17 protein-coding genes are annotated in these 19062 nt (G+C 44.8%); 5 read left to right on the plus strand and 12 right to left on the minus strand.

Annotation, left to right across the window (positions count from 1 at the left end):
• Nucleotides 1-100 precede the first annotated feature (100 nt).
• On the minus strand, nt 101-2080 hold the full coding sequence (locus ACAN56_RS06295; RefSeq protein WP_379141290.1) for a BglG family transcription antiterminator: 1980 nt from the start codon (nt 2078-2080) through the stop codon (nt 101-103).
• 9 nt (nt 2081-2089) lie between these two features.
• Entirely contained in the window at nt 2090-3244 is a 1155-nt protein-coding gene (locus ACAN56_RS06300; RefSeq protein ID WP_379141292.1) for a GntR family transcriptional regulator, read from the minus strand.
• A 130-nt stretch (nt 3245-3374) separates the two neighbouring features.
• Between ACAN56_RS06300 and ACAN56_RS06305 the strand changes: the two genes are divergently transcribed.
• Genes ACAN56_RS06305 through ACAN56_RS06315 form a run of 4 tightly spaced genes read left to right on the plus strand, consistent with a single transcriptional unit; the run spans nt 3375 to nt 6992 of the window.
• Complete coding sequence (locus tag ACAN56_RS06305) at nt 3375-4670, plus strand: glycoside hydrolase family 125 protein (protein ID WP_379141294.1); 1296 nt, start codon at nt 3375-3377, stop codon at nt 4668-4670.
• 21 nt (nt 4671-4691) lie between these two features.
• On the plus strand, nt 4692-5972 hold the full coding sequence (celB, locus tag ACAN56_RS06310) for a PTS cellobiose transporter subunit IIC (protein WP_379141297.1): 1281 nt from the start codon (nt 4692-4694) through the stop codon (nt 5970-5972).
• A gap of 50 nt (nt 5973-6022) precedes the next feature.
• Nucleotides 6023-6460: a DUF7916 family protein gene (locus ACAN56_RS35485; protein ID WP_489685694.1), complete on the plus strand. Its 438-nt coding sequence runs from the start codon at nt 6023-6025 to the stop codon at nt 6458-6460.
• Nucleotides 6369-6992: a DUF7916 family protein gene (locus ACAN56_RS06315; protein ID WP_489685691.1), complete on the plus strand. Its 624-nt coding sequence runs from the start codon at nt 6369-6371 to the stop codon at nt 6990-6992. Before ACAN56_RS35485 ends, ACAN56_RS06315 begins: the two co-directional genes overlap by 92 nt.
• A 345-nt stretch (nt 6993-7337) precedes the next feature.
• Here the strand turns inward: ACAN56_RS06315 and ACAN56_RS06320 are convergent, their stop codons facing one another.
• Nucleotides 7338-10151 carry a starch-binding protein gene (locus tag ACAN56_RS06320; RefSeq protein ID WP_379141303.1) on the minus strand — a complete coding sequence of 938 codons (2814 nt, stop codon included), beginning with the start codon at nt 10149-10151 and terminating at the stop codon, nt 7338-7340.
• Nucleotides 10152-10432: 281 nt separating this feature from the next.
• Nucleotides 10433-10651, minus strand: coding sequence for a hypothetical protein (locus ACAN56_RS06325; protein WP_379141306.1), 219 nt, complete (start codon nt 10649-10651; stop codon nt 10433-10435).
• Nucleotides 10652-11228: 577 nt separating this feature from the next.
• Here ACAN56_RS06325 and ACAN56_RS06330 point away from each other — a divergent pair.
• On the plus strand, nt 11229-12092 hold the full coding sequence (locus tag ACAN56_RS06330) for a helix-turn-helix domain-containing protein (RefSeq protein ID WP_379141308.1): 864 nt from the start codon (nt 11229-11231) through the stop codon (nt 12090-12092).
• A gap of 336 nt (nt 12093-12428) precedes the next feature.
• Here the strand turns inward: ACAN56_RS06330 and ACAN56_RS06335 are convergent, their stop codons facing one another.
• The 8 genes from ACAN56_RS06335 to ACAN56_RS06370 all read right to left on the minus strand — a co-directional run bounded on the left by ACAN56_RS06335 (nt 12429) and on the right by ACAN56_RS06370 (nt 18956).
• The gene (locus tag ACAN56_RS06335) at nt 12429-12995 is read right to left on the minus strand and encodes a TetR/AcrR family transcriptional regulator (RefSeq protein ID WP_379141310.1); all 567 of its coding nucleotides are present in this window, start codon (nt 12993-12995) and stop codon (nt 12429-12431) included.
• A 77-nt stretch (nt 12996-13072) separates the two neighbouring features.
• Entirely contained in the window at nt 13073-13684 is a 612-nt protein-coding gene (locus tag ACAN56_RS06340; RefSeq protein WP_379141431.1) for a GNAT family N-acetyltransferase, read from the minus strand.
• A 72-nt stretch (nt 13685-13756) separates the two neighbouring features.
• Nucleotides 13757-14101, minus strand: a complete 345-nt coding sequence (locus tag ACAN56_RS06345; protein ID WP_379141312.1) for an Asp23/Gls24 family envelope stress response protein — start codon at nt 14099-14101, stop codon at nt 13757-13759.
• 894 nt (nt 14102-14995) lie between these two features.
• Nucleotides 14996-15949, minus strand: a complete 954-nt coding sequence (locus ACAN56_RS06350; protein WP_379141315.1) for an alpha/beta hydrolase — start codon at nt 15947-15949, stop codon at nt 14996-14998.
• 52 nt (nt 15950-16001) lie between these two features.
• Nucleotides 16002-17054 carry an LLM class flavin-dependent oxidoreductase gene (locus ACAN56_RS06355; RefSeq protein ID WP_379141317.1) on the minus strand — a complete coding sequence of 351 codons (1053 nt, stop codon included), beginning with the start codon at nt 17052-17054 and terminating at the stop codon, nt 16002-16004.
• A 67-nt stretch (nt 17055-17121) separates the two neighbouring features.
• Nucleotides 17122-18012, minus strand: coding sequence for an NAD(P)-dependent oxidoreductase (locus ACAN56_RS06360; protein WP_379141433.1), 891 nt, complete (start codon nt 18010-18012; stop codon nt 17122-17124).
• A gap of 140 nt (nt 18013-18152) precedes the next feature.
• Nucleotides 18153-18737, minus strand: coding sequence for a TetR/AcrR family transcriptional regulator (locus ACAN56_RS06365; protein WP_379141319.1), 585 nt, complete (start codon nt 18735-18737; stop codon nt 18153-18155).
• A 60-nt stretch (nt 18738-18797) separates the two neighbouring features.
• On the minus strand, nt 18798-18956 hold the full coding sequence (locus ACAN56_RS06370) for a hypothetical protein (RefSeq protein WP_379141321.1): 159 nt from the start codon (nt 18954-18956) through the stop codon (nt 18798-18800).
• Nucleotides 18957-19062: the final 106 nt, after the last annotated feature.

Raw genomic sequence — 19062 nt, forward strand, 5'->3', positions numbered from 1 at the left:
TTATTTTATTGTGCACTGGATCAGCTTGACAGAGTGCTATATAGCGCTTCCAATCAAGCGAAAAAGTGTTTCCACAAGTATAAGCTATCCCTCTTTCAAGCTACAGCGAATGTTTTTCCGCTTCTCTTAGGAAAAAAATATCGCTAAAATCTCGGAAGGTCTCCGCTTCGACTAATTGTTCAACCAGTTCAGCACTTTCCGTGATGCGGATTAAGGTATCGTAGATGACCGTGAGATCCTCCTGCTGACTCTTCTTCCCCACACATAAAAGACAAACAAACTGAACAGGCTTGTCTCCCCACATCACAGGTTTTTTCAGGGTGCAGATGGCTCCAAAGGTCTCTTTCGTTTGCGGAATAAGCGGATGCGGTAAGGCTGTGCGATTACCAAAAGCAGTCGATGAGAGCTGTTCTCTCAGTCTAACCGATTCCAGAAAAGCGGATTTCACAAGTTGCCCCGACTCCAACTTGTTGCATAGGAAACTTAGAACCTCTTCCCTGCTCTCCAACTCCATCTGTAAAAATGTTAATTCCTCACGGATGAAGCCAATGGGTTCATGCCCAAGATTGAAGGCCATCCTTTGAATATGCTGAAGGTCGGCGTCCTGGAGCAGGGTTTGTACTTGTACAACCGGAACCGGTAATTCATCCGGGAGAGGAACGGTACTTACAATAAAATCGATAGTTTCCAGCGGAGCCTGGTCCAAATTATAGTATCCGAAAGTGCCGGCAACCTCCAGCTTCGAACCGAAATGCCTGTTGATCTTATGATATAGCAGGCGTGCGCTGCCCAGTCCCGTACTGCACACGATGATGCACTTTTTGACGGCAGAGCACTCCTTCACACGTTCCAGTGCAGATCCGATATGAAGCGCAATATAGCCGATTTCTTGCTCTGAGATGTGCAGGCCTGATTGCCTCTGCAGTTCAGCAGCTCCGATAATAGCGGATTGGAAAGCAAGCGGATATTCCGATTTGATGGAGTCCAGCATCGGGTTACTGAATCCCATCCCAAAGCGTATACGGCTGAGCGCATGTTTGAGATGCATGCTGAGCCCCCATTCCAGCTCCGAGTCATGCCTGATCCCAAGTTCCAGACCCGCTTCCATCTCTTCAATCATGGATTTGGCATACATACGGTATTCCTTATCCGACTCTGTCAATGCCAGCCGTTTAGTATCTCCCATTTCCACAGACAACTCAGTACTCAGCACATTCATAGTCAGGTAATCTACCTCTAGTTCAGGATACGACATAAGGGTGGATACGGGCACCAGGGCTGCAGCAATGTCCCGGGCTATTGCCGCTTCTAGGCAATCAGCCGGCCATATATACTCTTGCGGTAAGGATAGTATTAGGTGCCCTTCCCGGATCCGCCGTACAGCAAACAGAATATGAATTGTGAGATTGTGGAGGCCACGGTCAGAAAAAATTAAACCGTGTCTCCTCATACATCTTATAACGATGTCCCTAACCAATCTCAATTCATCCTTGCTGAATAGAAGAGGAAATCCTTCATCCCCCGCGCTATTCAGACCTACCTGGTTAACATCCTCCACAAAAAAATTAGCGATGCAAAAACGAAGCCGGTATTCTTCTCCGCTGAGCTTCAACCCGTAACCTGGCTTGGTTATGATTCGAAGTCCGAAGACACTTAGTCTCTGCTTCACAGACTTCAACACGTTTTGTACCGTGGATTTGCTAACAAACATTTGATCTGCCAAGTTTTCTAATTTAACATAGCCTTCTTCCAACAACAACGTTCTCATCACGAATTCGACCCGGTTCATAAAGGTTCCTGTAGCAATAGGTGACACGGACACATGTCTTTTCAGCCAGGTACCAAAGGCGGGACGATCATTAACCTTAAGTTCATACCCTACACCCCGCAAGGCCTGAACCTCAGCTCCGTGACCAGAAATCAGTTCATGTAGTAGCTTGATATCATTTCGGATTGTTCTTGAGGTAACTCCAACCTCAATAGCCAGATACTCTCCAGTTACTGGAGAGTCCGTATGGAGCAAATACTGCAGGATGAGTACAATCCGCGGATACACACGTCCCTCCTCCTTTACTATCATTGTCTTCCCCTATTTCCCAACGTCCGATACAGGGGCATTTCTTCTCTGCTCTTTGATGACACGTATTGAATTATTATCCTGGAATTTTGTCTTGACAATGACTTCCTTGTAATCCGGCCGTCCTGATTCTATCATCTGGAGCAGCAGTTCTACAGCATGCAACCCGATCTCCGTCTGGTTTTGAATGATTCGGGAGAATGAAGGGGATAAAAAGTTATGCTGCGGACCATCAAAGCTGAGTAAGCTGTAATCCTCTGGAATGCTCTTCCCGATCTGGTGTAGCGCATACCACAAAATTTGTCCGCTGAGATAATCCAATGTGAAGAAACAAGTGATCTCCGGCTTTTCCTGCAGCTTTTGATAGATTTTTTGAAAATCCTTTTCAAGTACATGTGTATCCGATAGGTTCCAATAGGACGTCTCTAATTCAAGAAGCCACAGATTGTTATCGAGAAGCACCTGTTTTTCCATATAAGCGTCCCTGATCCCATCCAACCGATCGCTGAGCGAAGAATTATTTAAATGCTCATGAGAAATGACACTAATTTTGCTGTGCCCAGAATTTAGAAGTTTCGATGTCAGTTGGTTTGCTATTTCCCTGTTATTACTGCCCACATAGGGAACAGATAAGCCGGATAATCTCCGGTCTACAAGAACAATGGGGAAATTGCTGAGCGTTACCTTCAGCAGGGCTACGTTATGAAACTCGGCTTGAACAGGCAAAATGAGGATACCTTGAACTCCTAAAGCAATCAGTTCGTTTAAATACTGGGTCTCCATTTCTTGTGATTCATTGGAAATCTTGAGGATCGCGTGATATCCCCTCCGGGTCAGCTCGTCAACCATGGTCCGAAGCAGTTCTGTTCCGTAGCTGTCTGAGAACCCGGCCAGGATCAGGCCAATCAGCCTCGCCTGTCTCTGCTCACTTCGGTTTGCCTTCTCTACCACCAGTTCACTGACAAAACTCCCTTTACCTGAAACCCGGTGAATCCACCCTTCTTCCGCCAACAGATTCATGGCATTTTTAGCAGTCAACCTGCTGACATCATACATATCCATTAATTCTTTTTCGGTGGGCACCTGATCGCCCGGGGCATACTTGCTGCTCTGTATATCTTCCTTAACGCTTTGGTAGATCGTTTGATACAACGGTTTCTTTTTCATAATTAGATCGTCCTTTTGTAAAAAGATATATATATTATATCATTTAATAATTTGATTGACAAAGATAAATCTCAGAACATATTATAAAGGTGTTAAATGTATTATAAAATGATATAAATGTTAGAAGGAGTTGGAAATCATCAAAGATCAAGCCATGCAAGGAATTACCGGAATGTTGGAGCAAGTAGATGCTCTAACCCGCCAAATGAACAAGGATTCGTGGGGAACTCAGTTCCACAATTGTTTTTCGGACACTTTATTGAGAACGCTTCACATTCAGGCTGACGGATCGGTATATTTGGTTACCGGGGATATTCCGGCCATGTGGCTTCGGGATTCTACAGCCCAGATTGAGCCGTACTTGATATTGGCCAAGTCGAACGAAGTATTCCAGCACCTCATCGCAAAGCTCGTCCAAAAACAATGCGAGTACATTATCATTGATCCCTATGCCAATGCTTTTAATGAACAGCCGAACAGTCACGGACATCAGACAGACCAAACCTCGATGTCACCTTGGGTATGGGAGCGGAAGTATGAGATTGACTCGTTGTGCTATCCGGTAAGACTTGCGTACTTACTATACAAGCAAACAGGATATACTGGGCATTTTAATGAAACCTTCCTTCAAGCGGTCAAGGAAGTTGTAGTCTTGTTTAAGAATGAGCAGCACCATGATAACTCAGACTATTCATTTGAACGATTCGGTGAACGCCCGGAAGACACCCTCGTCAATGGCGGAAAGGGAGCACCCGTCGGTTATACCGGTATGACCTGGTCCGGTTTCCGGCCAAGTGATGATGCCTGCCGGTACGGATACCTGATTCCAGCAAATATGTTTGCTGTAGTGATCCTTACTTACCTGACTGAAATTATCGGCAAATTTTATGACGAGAGTGCTCTAGGTGAGGAGATAGGCCGCCTGCGGGATGAAATTCAAGAAGGCATCGACATATACGGCATTGTTGAAGATCCACAGACAGGCAAAAAGGTATTTGCCTATGAGGTGGACGGGTTAGGCAATTACACTCTGATGGATGATGCCAATGTGCCCAGCTTGTTGTCGGCTCCTTATCTTGGCTACTGCGATCCAGAAGACGAGGTGTACTTAAATACACGCGAGCTCCTGCTTAGTGACCGCAATCCTTATTATTACTCTGGCGAAGTAGCATCAGGCATTGGAAGCTCACATACGCCGAACCAATATATCTGGCCCATAGCCCTGTCCATGCAGGGTCTGACCACAAATAGCAGAGCTGAGAAAGAGCGCCTGCTCGATCTGTTGGTTGGAACCACGGCAGGTACGATGCAATGCCATGAAAGCTTTGATGTTAAAGATGAAAACCAGTATACCCGGGAATGGTTCTCCTGGTCGAATATGATGTATTGCCGATTGCTGCTGAATTACCTGGAACTGGACAAGTAAATACTAAAAGGGGGACATACAATGAGCAAAATTCAAACATTCATGGAAGATAAGGTCGCTCCATTCGCCGGGAGGATCGGTCAAGTCAAACAATTAGTGGCCATCCGTGACGGGATTTCCTACATCATGCCTCTGATTATCATCGGGTCCATCGCCTTAATTCTAAATAGCCTCCCCATTGAGGCCAACTGGTATTTGAATCTGATGAACGAAAGCGGCTGGGGAGCTCGTCTCGGGATGATCGTCGACGGTACCTTCGGGCTCATCGGGGTTTTAGCTGCATTTACTATTGCCTATTCCCTGGCAAATCAATATTCATTAGACGGTATGTCGGTCGGAATCCTGTCCCTGTCTTCTTATTTACTGAGCACGCCCAACATTCTGTCTGCGGATAACGCTGCAGGTATCCCGCTTAGCCTAATGGGCAGCAAAGGACTGTTTGTTGCGATCATCATCGGAATTATTAGCACCGAGATTTTCCGCTTTGTCATCAGCAAGAATCTGGTTATTAAGCTTCCCGACGGCGTGCCTCCAGCGGTCGGCCGATCCTTTACCGCGCTCATTCCGGGCTTTTTCATTATCGTCTTCTTCGCTGTAGTTAGCTGGATTCTGAGTGCATCAGGAATCGGCAGCCTGCACGATCTGGTTCAGACCGTGCTTGGCAAACCGCTTGGACTGCTGGGCGGCACCATCTTCGGGGCAATCATCTATGATCTGCTGATCAGCCTGTTCTGGCTGACGGGAATTCACGGTGGCAACATTATGGGCGGCATTATGAATCCGATCTGGATGCAAAAAATGGACGAAAACCGCCTGGCCCTCCAAGCTGGCCAAGAACTGCCCAACATCTTCACGCAGCCATTCTTTGATATCTTCGTCCATATGGGTGGAGCGGGCACGATATTCGCCCTTGCGATCTGTCTGATCCTGTTTAGCAAGAGCAATCAAAACAAATCGATGGGACGCCTGAGCATCATGCCCTCGGCCTTCAACATCGGCGAACCGATCATGTTCGGTGTTCCGGTCGTACTGAATCCGATCATGTTCATCCCGTTTATCCTGGCTCCGATTGCAATGGTAATCACGACCTACTTCGCTATGGTGACAGGTCTGGTTCCCAAAACAAACGGCGTGTCGGTTCCATGGACCATGCCGCCACTGATCAGCGGATACCTGGCTACAAGCAGCATCCGCGGCTCCATTCTGCAAATTGTCAACCTGGCCGTATCCGTGCTTATCTATTATCCTTTCTTCAGAACAATGGACAAGCAATTTGTTCGTGAAGAAAGCAAAGGAGAATGATGAATATGACAAAACGATTACTGAACTGCAACGCCAGCGATCTGCTGGCCATGAATCGGGATGAGCTAAAGCTCTCCATTTATGCTAGTGAAGGAAGAACAATACTGGCTGAGACGGCGGTAGTAAAGGAACCTATTATTGATGGAATCACTAATGGAGAAATCGCCCGGTTCGCAGGAGCGGATCTGCTGCTGCTAAACGCGTTCGATGTTGAGCATCCGCAAATATCAGGTATCGATCCTGCCGATCTGCAGCCTGTACAGACCTTGAGAAGATTGATTGGCCGTCCGGTAGGCGCCAACTTGGAGCCCGTAGACGATACGCGGGAAACCATGGACGAGAAGGAGCACCTTAGCCCGGGCCGCAGAGCTACTGTATCTACTTTTCTGCAAGCAAATGAGCTTGGTCTCGATTTTATTTGTCTCACAGGAAACCCGGGCACTGGGGTTACGAATTCGGCCATTTGCAGCTCGANTGCAAGCAAATGAGCTTGGTCTCGATTTTATTTGTCTCACAGGAAACCCGGGCACTGGGGTTACGAATTCGGCCATTTGCAGCTCGATAAGCCAGGCACGCCAGCATTTCCACGGGCTGATTATCGCAGGCAAAATGCACAGCTCAGGCATAGATGAGCCCATTATTGATGCAGAAACCGTGCAGGCGTTCATTACGGCCGGAGCCGATATTATTTTGTTCCCCGCGGTCTATACAGTACCCAAATTTAGGGAAGAAGACCTAACGCAAATGGTGGAAATTGTCCACGCCCACAATCGTTCTGTGACAGATCCGTCTCAAAAGGTGCTGACCCTGTCAGCCATCGGCACGAGTCAGGAAAGCTCCAGCAAGGAAGTGGTGCAGAAGATTGCCCTTGCCTGCAAAGCATGCGGGGTTGATATTCAACATATCGGTGACGCTGGTTTCTCCGGCCTTGCCTTGTACCAGAATATCGATGCACTTGGTAATGCCATCCGCGGTGAACGGCATCAGTTGCGTATGCGGGCGAAGTCGATTATCCGCTAAGGACAAAACATTAATTCCTATCGGGGCCCAAGGTCCGCTTAATACTACGCTCGGACAGATATCCGAACCTCCTAATCTTATAAGCTGATGTGAATTTCCATTGTTCCTGCAGTTCTTCAGCATGATCGATTAGAACATACTGAACAGCAAAAAAAACCGGCAGAGCTCATTAAAAGCTCTGCCGGTTTTTAGTTTCGTTACCATGCGGTTTCTCAGTCCTAAAGCTCTTATTCATCTGGCTCATAAGAATGTCTTGGTAAATAATAAGAATGCTTATGCCTTCTTCTTAAATTCACTCTAACTGGAACGCTGATATGCGGCGTACCGGCTAGAGTTATAAACTAACTAGTTGTGAAAATAGAAATCTACTGCAGGGCTTGAGGCTGATACTGTATAGGTGTGATTGTCACCGCCTTCCCAAACCACGTTTCCGCTGCCGTCTTTTTTGATCGCCTTAAACTGAATAGACTTACCTGCTGGAAGGTTAATCGTGATCGTCCAATCCGGGTGATTCGGATTGGATGCCGGTCCGATTGCTTTTGCTGGATCCCAGTTACCAAGCTCGGCAATATTGCCGCTAATATATAGCTTCTGTCCCAGATTAGTTGAGGCATCTTTAATGGTAAACGTGACCGGGACCGTGCTGCTTTCCGGTTGCTGGCTTGCAACGATACCGTCCTTGATCCAGGAATTTTGCATTACCAGGTATCCCGGCTGCTCCGATACCGGGATTTGCTGTCCATTGCTGTTGAAGATCACTTTTGCTTGATTCCAACCACTAATTTTGTAAGAATACCAACCGCCTCCTTCATTAGTCATTGCCACACCAGGCCAGGCGGCTCCCTCTTTTTTCGGTGTTACCGTTTCGTCATAGTAATATATGTTTGGTGTACCCCATGATGAAGGTTTATAGTAATGAACGGTAATATCCTTTGACGACGTCTGTTTCGTAAAAGTGTACGTTGCCGTTGTTGATGTTTTTGCATTAGCTGCCACTACAACGAGGCTGTATACCTTTCCGGCAGCATCACCCGCTCCAATGGTGATTTTCTGCCCGGAGGTTATGGGTACAGCCGCACTGCCATTCAAAGTGTAAGTAGCGTTATTTGCGTTCTGATAAGTAACAGTTACTCCAAGGCTGTCTCCGCTGAAGGTTCCTTCCGGCTGGTCAATGGAGATAGTTGGTCTGACGACATCCGGATTTTGTGAATAGATCGCACCATCCTTAATCCACTTCTCTCCGCTTATCGAATAACCTTCCTGCTCGGCTCCCGGGATCTGATTACTACCGGAATTAAAGATTACTTTGGCCTGCCGCCAACCGGATATGGAATAGGAATACCAGTTGTCTCCTTCACTGGTCATCGCAGTTCCCGGCCAAGCCGCTCCTTCTTTCTTTGGAGTCACAGTAGCGTCATAATAGTAAATATTCGGTGTACCCCAGCTCGAAGGCTTGTAATAGTGGACTTTCAGTGCGGCGTTAGCATCATCTTTGACGAAAGTATAGGTTTTGACCGTTTGGCCTGCTGAATTGTTTGCCTTAATTTTCAGAACAAAGGAAGTGCCAAACGACGCGCCTGCGCCTAGTGTAACCGTATCGCCAGATCTGAACACAGTTTCAGTAGCATTATTCACCGAGTAAGATGCGCTGTCTGCATTGCTTAAAGTCATTTTGACTGCCAAGGTATCCGTATAGAAAGAGCCTTCTGCAACATTAATTGAAATGGTTGGCGTTGGCGTTGCAGCTTCATACAACACGGCAATTTTTCCGCCACCCAGATTTCCGGTGATTTTTCCGCCTGAGACAGTAAACGTACCGCCACCACTTGCCTGGTTAATATAGGTACCGCTTGCAAGATTGGTGTTCGAATTGATATAGGTGTCCCCACCAAGATTAACAATAGTCATTCCTTTGGTTCCACGTTCAATGAGCATAATTTGATTGCCTTGGGTTCTTAAATATTCACCTTGGCCCGCCATAGCGTTATGGAATTTGTTGACTGTCGTTACGTCTGAATCCTGCCATAGCGTACTTCCGACCTGACCGAGAGTGCCGCCTCCAACCGGTCTGTCAAAGAACAGTGAGGTTGTCTGTGCACGGGCCGCGATGATTGACCATCCCATTTTGATTTGCCAATCATTCATGCCAGTCGTTTCTTTGCTGTCGTTGGCATACGTATCATGAGATTCCACCCAGGTTACCAGTTTCGACGGATTCACATCATTTGCATTGAACGATGTGGCACTATTTACATTGATTGCGCTTCCAAAACCAACTGCATTTCTAACATTATGCCCGTAGGTTGGAGCCGCCAGATTGATATAGTTCGCATAAGCCGCGAAACGGTCTGCTCCTCCTTGCAGCACTTCACCATAAATATACAGGTTGTTTTTATTGTTTAGTGAACCCAGCACACGGGGCCAGAAGTTTGAGGCTGAGCCATTTGGATCATCGGGCAGTTCAATATGCTTCGCTGCGTCAAAACGGAAACCGTCCGCCCCAAGAGAAATGGCATCATTCAGGAAATTGATGATCATATTCTGCAATTCTTGATTCGATGTATTCAAATCCGGAAGACCAATGCCCCACTGAGTAACCTGCCATCTGTCGTTCCAGTTTTCCACTCCTCTGGCTTCATGCCAAAAATAAGGATTGTTGCGTATCGCCGGATCGACATTTGTGCCAGGTATATACGTACTGCTGCCACCACCAGCATTGCTTGTATGATTAGCAACCACATCGACGATGATGCTGATACCGTATTTTTGGGCTTCGTCACACATTTTTTTGAATTGATCCCTTGATCCGAGTTGAGTGTTACCTACCGAGAAGTGTGTTGGCTGATACAGGAGCCACCATTTACTACCATCGGTCGAACCTTCCTTAGTGGGTTGAACGGGAGAAGTTTGTACAGATTTAAAGCCTGCTGCAGCGAGCGCCGGTAAATTCTTAGTTATGTTATCAAATGACCAGTTCCATGCATGAAAGATGACACCTTCTGAAGTTTTACTTGGCAATCCGTAATCCGCTGCCGCCTGCACGCTACTATCATTTGCAGCTAGAGCATTATTCTGTGGAACCGCAGTCAAGCCAAAGGTCTGCAACAACAACGCGACAAACAGAACGATGCTCCATAGTGATCTTGCCCTTCTCTTCATATCACACTCTCCTCTATAATTATTTATTTACAGCCGCTGAAACTGGCTATAAAACAAGGCTAATGCTAGACGATGGAAGTAATGAGTTTATGTATTCGCATACAAAACTAGGATATAGAATTGGACTTATGACGATTTAATACTAGAAGTTATAGTGGAGATGAGGTAGCGAGAACGTTTGCACAAAGAGCAAAATAATCTCCGATTTATTATTTCACATACACCCGTATATTGTTAACAGGTAAGGATTTTTTGCAAATCCCTCGCTTTCCAGTGACCTATTAAGCCAAAGCTATTCTAAATTCAAATTGGTCCCTCCTATAATAAGTATCATCAATATTAACACTATCGTCACTCCACTCTTTTACCAATCCTCCATAATTCACAATACAAACGGCCAGATCACCTCGGCGCTCAAAGACGGCCACAGGTGCCTGAGTATTCGCAGCCCTAGAAAAATCATTATCTGTCTTTAGAACTTTGTATACGCTAGTCACCACAATCACTCCTCCGTAATAAAATACACCCGCTATAATGAGTAATCGTAATCCGCTGCCGCCTATACGCTACTAGCATTTGCAGCTAGAGCATTATTTCGTGGAACTGCAATCAAGCCCCATGACTGCAACACCAATGCGAAAAGCCGAACGATGCTCCATAGTGATCTTGCACTTCTCTTCATATTACACTCCCCTCTAAAATTATGTATTCACATCCTGAAACTGCCATAAATCAGGGCTAATGCTAGACGTGAAATCGATGAATTTGTGAATCCGCTTACAAAACCTAAATATAAAATGACTTTATAACGATTTAATACTAGAAGCTAGAAAAGAAAGAAATGGAGATGAAAGTGAGAACGTTTGCGCAAATAGCAAAAAGGTACGACGGAGATTTTTCGTAATTACTCCCTTCTATAATTAGTATCAATAATCTGAAGCCCACCGACTCCTCTGTAAATTTCGCTCTCAGTTAGATTATAGTTTTAGTCTTTGTTCTTAAACCTTGATTTTAAAGCCATAAAATAGGATGATAGGGACAAATGTACATAAATCCCAGGTGAGAGGAGTGTTCCGAATGAAGAGTGTTTATTTAAATTGGTTTACGTCCGACGAACAATTCAAGTTCTATATTCAGTACGGTGGACATCAGGAAGACATGTATATGCATAATCATGTTGATTTCTCCGAGCTCGTTATCGTTCTGCACGGAAATGCTACACATATTGTCAATACTGAAGAATTCTTTATTAAAAGAGGGGACGTTTTTATCATTGACGGTGCTACCTCTCACGCCTATAAAGACCCTAATAATTTCCGAATTTGCAATGTTATGTACAAATCTGAGTTTCTGAAATTGGCATGTCCTGAACTGAGAAAATCAAACGGTTTTCAGGCTCTTTTTATCCTGAAACCTTCCTATCTAAATATCCAACATTTAACAAGTAAATTAAGTTTACCGATTTCACATTTAGACTATATCTCATCACTCTTGGATTTCATGATAGAGGAATATAACCGTAAATTACAGGGATATCAGACGATGCTGCGTTCACGGTTTATGGAGCTCGTTGTACATTTGTCCAGACAGTATGAGAAGCAGGAAGGACAAGGAGTTCAAAGCAATTTGATGTATTTAGCAAATGCCATTTCTTACATGGAGGATAACTATCTGGAGTGGCTTTCACGTGAAGAAATTGCAGCGAAATCGAATATTTCCGTAAGGCATTTGAACCGGATCTTCCAATCCTATTATCAAACGACACCCTTCGCCTATCTTCAGCAGCTTCGCTTGGAACACGCATGTATGTTATTGAAGAAGACAAATCTCCCTATTTCAGAAATATCCTACAAAAGTGGTTTCAACGACAGCAACTATTTTACTCGCCAATTTACCAAGGCCTATGGCATGTCTCCAAAATTATACCGCAAGCATATGTAAGCGTTATCTTTTTTTATTTATTACGTCTTCATACCCAATCATTTTATAGTACGTGATAGTACGTGGTTTAGGAGATCGACATGCGAAAAAGGGCAAGAACTCAGTACTATCTCCCCCAGCTAAATAAGCATAGCACCTAGCTACCAAACATAAAATAAACAATATAATAGAGCTGGCATGGTTGGTTATTTTGTGTTAAGAGTACATCTGTTATTCACCCGGAGCTACTATACGATTTTTACGCCGGTTCCATTTGATGTTCGTGAATAGATTCTGCCGATGAATTATCACCAGTTCAGCCCGGTTAACTTGTCTGACCCGATCTATGTCGCGATCTCATTTAGTCTTGAAGCCATTATAAAACGTATCGACCACAAGTGCCGCAGCCGACTTTCTAGCAATTTGTCCGTCAATCACCTGTTGCCATGTCAGAAAAAGGATTGAATATAGAACATCTATAATCCACTTCGAATTAATATCATGGCGGAGATATCCCTTCTGTTGTAGCATGCTGATCGCTTTCAGTGCTGGTTCCCTTAGCTTTTGATCGGCACCTTCAATGTCCGGGTTATAATTCACAGAGGCATCATGTCCTAGGAAATAAATCTTATCACCAAGTGGAATAAGCGCTTCAATTAATCTCGGAAAATAATCCTCACAGTTTTCTTCAGTAAGTGGAATTCCCTCAATTGTCGCCCTTACGACTTCAATGGCGCGGAACCCTAGATGAATCATCAACTGTTCCCTACTCTCCACATAACGGTGCAACGTAGCAATTCCGATCCCTGACGCGTCAGCAATTTCATTCATGGAAGCATTTGGCTTCTCAATAAGCAACTTCGTTGCTTCATCCAAAATGGTGTTCAGCCTCGTTTGTTTGTTTATAGGCATTTCTTTTTTCATTCAGCACACCCCAATAGTATATTTTGTCTTTTTGGTTCAATTACAACTTATTTGATAGTATACCATCACCTAGCCGGTCAAATAGTTAGTTTTTTGACCATTCTGTACAACGACACAGAGGGTTTATTCACTTCCGATGTAATTTCATAGCCGAGTCTGGAGTATAATTTGGCCGCGAGATGATTCTCTTTTTTGACCGTCAGAGAAATTACGCTATAGCCTTTTTTTATCGCCTGCTTTTCCGCATGTTCAATGAGCTGGGAGCCGATACCCATTCCTCTGCTTTCAGGTATTGCCGCAAGTGTAGCGATATGATATTCTCCTTCGAAGCCTTCTTTCAGTGAAATTGTAGAGAAAAAAGCTCTCAGATGCTGAAGATTGTAAGCGATCAGGCCTAATTTTCTGTATGAAAACAGTTGTTTCGCCGTTGACGAGATCAATTGTTCCAGAACGCTAATGGGTAAGCACGTAATCATTCCTAGTGTTTTATCGCCCATTTTCGCCTCAAAAGCATATTCATGACTGAATCTATTGTGCTTAGATTGCCACAGCTTTTGGAAGGTCTCCCCTACTATGCTTTGGTTGCTCGAACCTGCAATCGTATGCGCCAAATCTCCAACTGCCATTAAATTGAGTTTAGCTCCATCAAGTGAATGCGGATTGGCTGGTACAATTGAAATGACTGTTATCATAATCAATGCTCCTATCGATTGGTTTATATTGTTTTCTAATGATGTAATTCATTCATTTATTTATTACTTCTAAGAAAGAGTAAATCCCTCTACTTTGATATGAATTGCACCAATAGTCAGCCCTGTACATTTCTCTACTACTTCTCTCACGTTGTCCTGTAGCTCCCTGCATACATCCTCCACACGAATCCCGTAGTGAACGTTAATCCTTAAATGAATATCCACTTCTCTATCTTGCTCACGTAACTCAATACCACTATGAATGCTGCTACCTGTAAATTTTTGGGTAAGGAATTCAATAAATCCGTTTGACATCGCACCAATGCCTTCCGTCATGCTGACTGTTTTGCCAACAATTTTGGTGATAACCTCTTTCGAAAATGTAATTCGTCCTAACGCATTTTGGATCAACATGATTCCCATCCCCTTTATTGTCGTTCTCCGATCAATATATGATTTAAAACTTCAATCAACGATATAAATATATATCATTTGATAGTAAATACTATCATTTATACACATGGTACTTCACTTATATGTATTTAGTCAAGTTACACTTTATTTTATGGAGGGATAACAAAAATGCCGTGACAATTGGTAGTTTAAATCTCCCCTTACTCATACTCTGACTCATAAAGTGTAAAGTTATGCATTTTATCGTAGATTTCATTCATAGTATTTAATGTTTCTTGTTGCCACTCCATCTGGACGGTGAGCAGTAGATATCAGTTGGCGTGACATTCAATTCAACACCATTGTGAAGGATGTTCCCGCTAAGCTTACTAGTGATTTCTTCAACAAAACCTGCAGACATAAAAGCGTCCCGTTGGTACTCCTTACTGTATTTCCGATAATTTTGGATAGGGTACTCTTGGGGAATGTGAGGCTAACATCTTCCGACTTTTATGCAGAGTCCTGTAAAGGATGTCGGCTGCTCCGGTCTACGTCTCCCATTTCTCACAGGTATGGGAAATCCGGTTCCGGTTCTAGACTGACCCTAGAAATTGAAACAGCGATAGCAAAGGACCGAAAAATAAAGTCCTAAACTGTCGCTGTTTCATTTAACTAACGTTTCCCGTTAGAAACGGTGCTGATGCAATGAGTATTCCTTTATTGTTCTCAAATACCTTCATGTACGATCAATATCTTCTATTTCATAGCTGCTCACTGTTATCGTGTGTGCGATGAATAATGCGGGTAGGTAGACATCAACATGGGAACGATTATTATTCTATCGGGTGCATATCAAATACCCCGATCCAATTCTGTTGTTCTCACTGATAATAGCTACAACTTGATGATCCTCCATCAACAAAGGCCCCCTTTGGGATGAAGTGCTCGGGCCATCGCATCCATACAGCCACGAACAGCGCGCTGACTCACTTCCGCTTCTGGAACGAATATTTCGAAAAGGTGAAAGCAACCGGGATACAGGTGAAATTCGACATCCACACCTGCTTGTGCAAGTCGTGTTACATACTCGATCGTCTCGTCTCGGAATAGATCGAGTTGACCTACACATGTATAGGTTGGCGGCAACCCTGCCAAGTTCTCCGCTCTCGACGGTACCGCATAGGGAGATCCCCCGCTGACATCGTTCTCCTCGCCCAGATACATGTTCCAAGCTGCCAAGTTGTCCATTCGGTTCCAGATTGCGCCTTTTTCCGTAATCTCATGGCTTGACGGCGTGATGTTACGGTTGTCAAGCATCGGGTACAACGGCATTTGGAAGATAATAGACGGTCCTCCTTTATCACGTGCCATCAGCGCGAGTGCTGCTGTCAGCCCGCCGCCACCGCTTGCACCGGCAATTGCAACCCGATTCACATCAATGCCAAGCAATTCCGCCTCCTCCGTCATCCATACCAAGCCTGCATAACAATCATCAATCGCCGCCGGATAAGGATGCTCGGGAGCAAGCCTATAATTGACCGACACGACAACGCATTCAGCTGTCTGAACGAAGTGTTCGCACAACTCGTCGTCCATATCAGGATGTCCCAACACGTATCCGCCCCCGTGAATCCATAGCATGGCTGGAAGCAAGTCATCAGTTCGCCCGGCAGGCTCATAAATTTTTACCAGCATCTCGCCTCCAGCCCCCGGAATTTTCCGACTGGTTGTGTTTACATGCTCTGATCTCTTCACGGGCGCAGCCGATACTAAGCTCCTACTCCACTCTAAATTCTCATCCAATTGAAACCCTGGAAATTGTGAATATACCTCTCTTAATTCTGGTAGTATACGTGTTTCTATACTCATGAAAATCCCTCCAAATAAAATCGTTCGTTCACGTTTTTCCCATAGATAAATCTTATTTCATTTCAGCTTCCCATTTGGCAATTTCCTCTCGTACTCGTGGAGCAACCTCTGTACCGAGCAGTTCTATAGCCCGCATAACCAACTCATGCGGCATCGTGCTTAATGGGACATACATCATGAAACGTGTAATCCCTACATGCTTGCGCAGATGGATGATTTTTTGGGCGACTGTTTCCGGATCCCCAACATACAACGCACCATCAAAGCGTCGGGCAGCATCATAGCTGGAACGATCGTAATGCCCCCATCCCCGCTCTTTGCCGAGCTTATTCATGCCGTATTGGGTAGACGGAAAAAAGAGTTCCGCCGCCCGTTCTGTATCTTCTGCGACGAATCCGATTGAATGTGAACCCACCTGAAGCCGCGATACATCATGCCCGGCGTGGGCTGCCGCTTTTTTATACAGTTGTACAAGCGGCGCAAAATTCGCCGGGCTTCCACCAATAATAGCCAGGACCATAGGCAGACCCAGAAGGCCTGCACGTACGGCTGAATCTTGGTTACCCCCGCTGCCAATCCATATGGGTAAAGAGGACTGAATGGGCCGCGGGTACACACCCAGATTATGTATCGCTGATCGATGGCCTCCTCTCCATGTTACTTTCTCGGATTCCCGTATTTTCAGAAGCAGTTCAATGTTTTCATTAAATAATTCCTCATAGTCATGCAAGTCATACCCGAACAACGGAAAGGATTCAACGAAGGAACCCCGGCCCGCAATAATCTCGGCACGTCCATTGGAGATGCCGTCAAGCGTGGCAAAATCCTGAAACACTCGCACAGGATCAGCTGATGAAAGGACCGTCACAGCACTCGTTAATCGAATCCGTTTAGTTAGGGGGGCAGCAGCAGACAACACCACTGCTGGTGAAGAAGCTGCATAATCTTCCCGATGATGCTCACCTATACCGAAAACATCCAATCCAACCCGATCGGCAAGAACGATTTCTTCGACGACTTCGCGTAATCGCTGTGCATGACTCATCACAATTCCGGTCTCAGTATCAGGCTTTGTTTCTACAAACGAAGTAACGCCTATTTCCATGGTTCATCTCACCTTTTTTTGTTTTTTCTCCTGCAATTTGCCCAACAGAATCGGCTCAACCCTATTTTTAGTTAGAATGCTTCAGACAACGAATTAAAGCGGTCCAATCAAGCTCACCATAACCATTGGCCAGTCCTTCATGCAAATGATGATGGATCAGTTCTCCCAAAGGCAGAGGAGCTTGAACGGACTGAGCTGCCTCAATAGCCAATGCAACATCCTTCATTCCAAGCTTCATTTTAAAACCGGCCGGTTCAAAACGCTGTTCGGTCATGATCGCTCCATAGTTCTGATATATCGGAGATTGAAAAAGAGCATTCACGACATCCATAAATCGGGCTGGCTCGATGCCGTGCTTTTCTACCATTAGCTGCGCTTCCGACAAAGCCTCCAGCATCGAAGCAATTAAAAAGTTAACACCTATTTTTACAACGTTCCCTTCTTCGCCGTGCTCCCCAATCTCGAATATCTCTTGACCCAATGCTGTTAAAACTGGAAGTACCCGTTGTCTTACTTGTACCGGACCTGCCAAAATGATGCGCAATGCAGCTGCTTTAGCGGCATCCGGACGCCCCAGCACCGTGGCAGACACAAAGTGTTGCTTTCTCTCCGCATGCGCGGCGGATAACTTCCGAGCCAGATCTACGCTAATCGTACTGGCAGATACGTGAATTCCTTTTTCCGATAATCCATTCAAGACACCATTCGGCCCCTCAACAACCTCCTCTAAAGCGGCATCGTCAGAAAGCATGGTTATTACAAGATTGCTTTCTTTTGCTGCCTCTAGCGGTGTTTCGGCATATCGTGCTCCCTGTTTCATTAATGGTTCAACTTTTTCAGGGGTCCGATTAAAGATGATTAATTCATAACCCGCTTTCAACAGATTTTGTGCCATGGGAAAGCCCATATTCCCAAGCCCGATAAACGATACCTTCATTAGTCTCACCTCCATATTTATGATGGATTTCGCAATAACGGAACGATTGTTCCAATTTGATCAAAAAAAATTCATGCTCCTACAGATACTTTCACAAATATCACCTCCATAAATATAATGAACACGATAACGGAACGATCGTTCCGTTATCGACAAAAAAATTATACTCCTGCAATTGCAAAAGTTATCATCTCTTTTGCGCGTTCCGGATCCTGACCTGTTTTTGCCATAATATTTATGCTTTGATGTAAGTTCAGCAATAAATAAGATAATGCTTTGATATCAGTCGATTTATCAATTTCGCCCGATTGTTGACCCTTTTCCAAAAGCTCACAAAAAGCTTGTTCTAACTCCAAGAAACTTGTCTTTATCAACTCATTTATTTTTTCATCTGGCGACTCTAATGTTGTAGCTGTATTCGTTACAAAACACCCGCCCGGCAGGCTGGTATCATATGCTGACGCAATATGATGCTCAAAAAATTGAAGAATTCCATCTCTAACGGTTGATGCCCGTTCAAGAATAGCTTGTTTATTAAAGCTCCCCTTTTTATAATGCTCCAGGGCAGCCGTATACAAGGTATGCTTGTCAGAAAAAGTATCATAAAGACTGGACCGGCTAATGCCCATTACTTCCAGTAAATCCGGTATGCTGGCTGCCTCATATCCTTTTTTCCAAAACAACAGCATCGCTTGGTGCAGCGCTTGATCTTTGTTAAACTCTTTTGTCCTGGCGATAAGTAACACCTCCCGTAATGGTAATATAACATATCTGAACTGATCAGTCCAGAAAAAAGCGAGCAGTTCTTACGATCCTCTCTTGGGATACATCAAAGTAGCCGGGTCAAAAGCCGTATACATCTGGCCGACTGGAAGGATTGCGCTGGCTGTAACACCAGAGTTATAGCTGGTTACCGGAGTGTCAATCCGTTTTCCATTGACCATATCCCCATCACTAAGCTTCATTGTCACTCTTTAATAAAGATCCCTCTTGTGCGATTGAAATGCATTTTATGATCAGCACAAGAGGGATTATATGATAGGTCAATGTATATGAGCGTTACTGTGTTGT

The sequence above is a fragment of the Paenibacillus paludis genome (genome assembly GCF_042610515.1).
Classification (GTDB): Bacteria; Bacillota; Bacilli; order Paenibacillales; family Paenibacillaceae; genus Paenibacillus_AQ.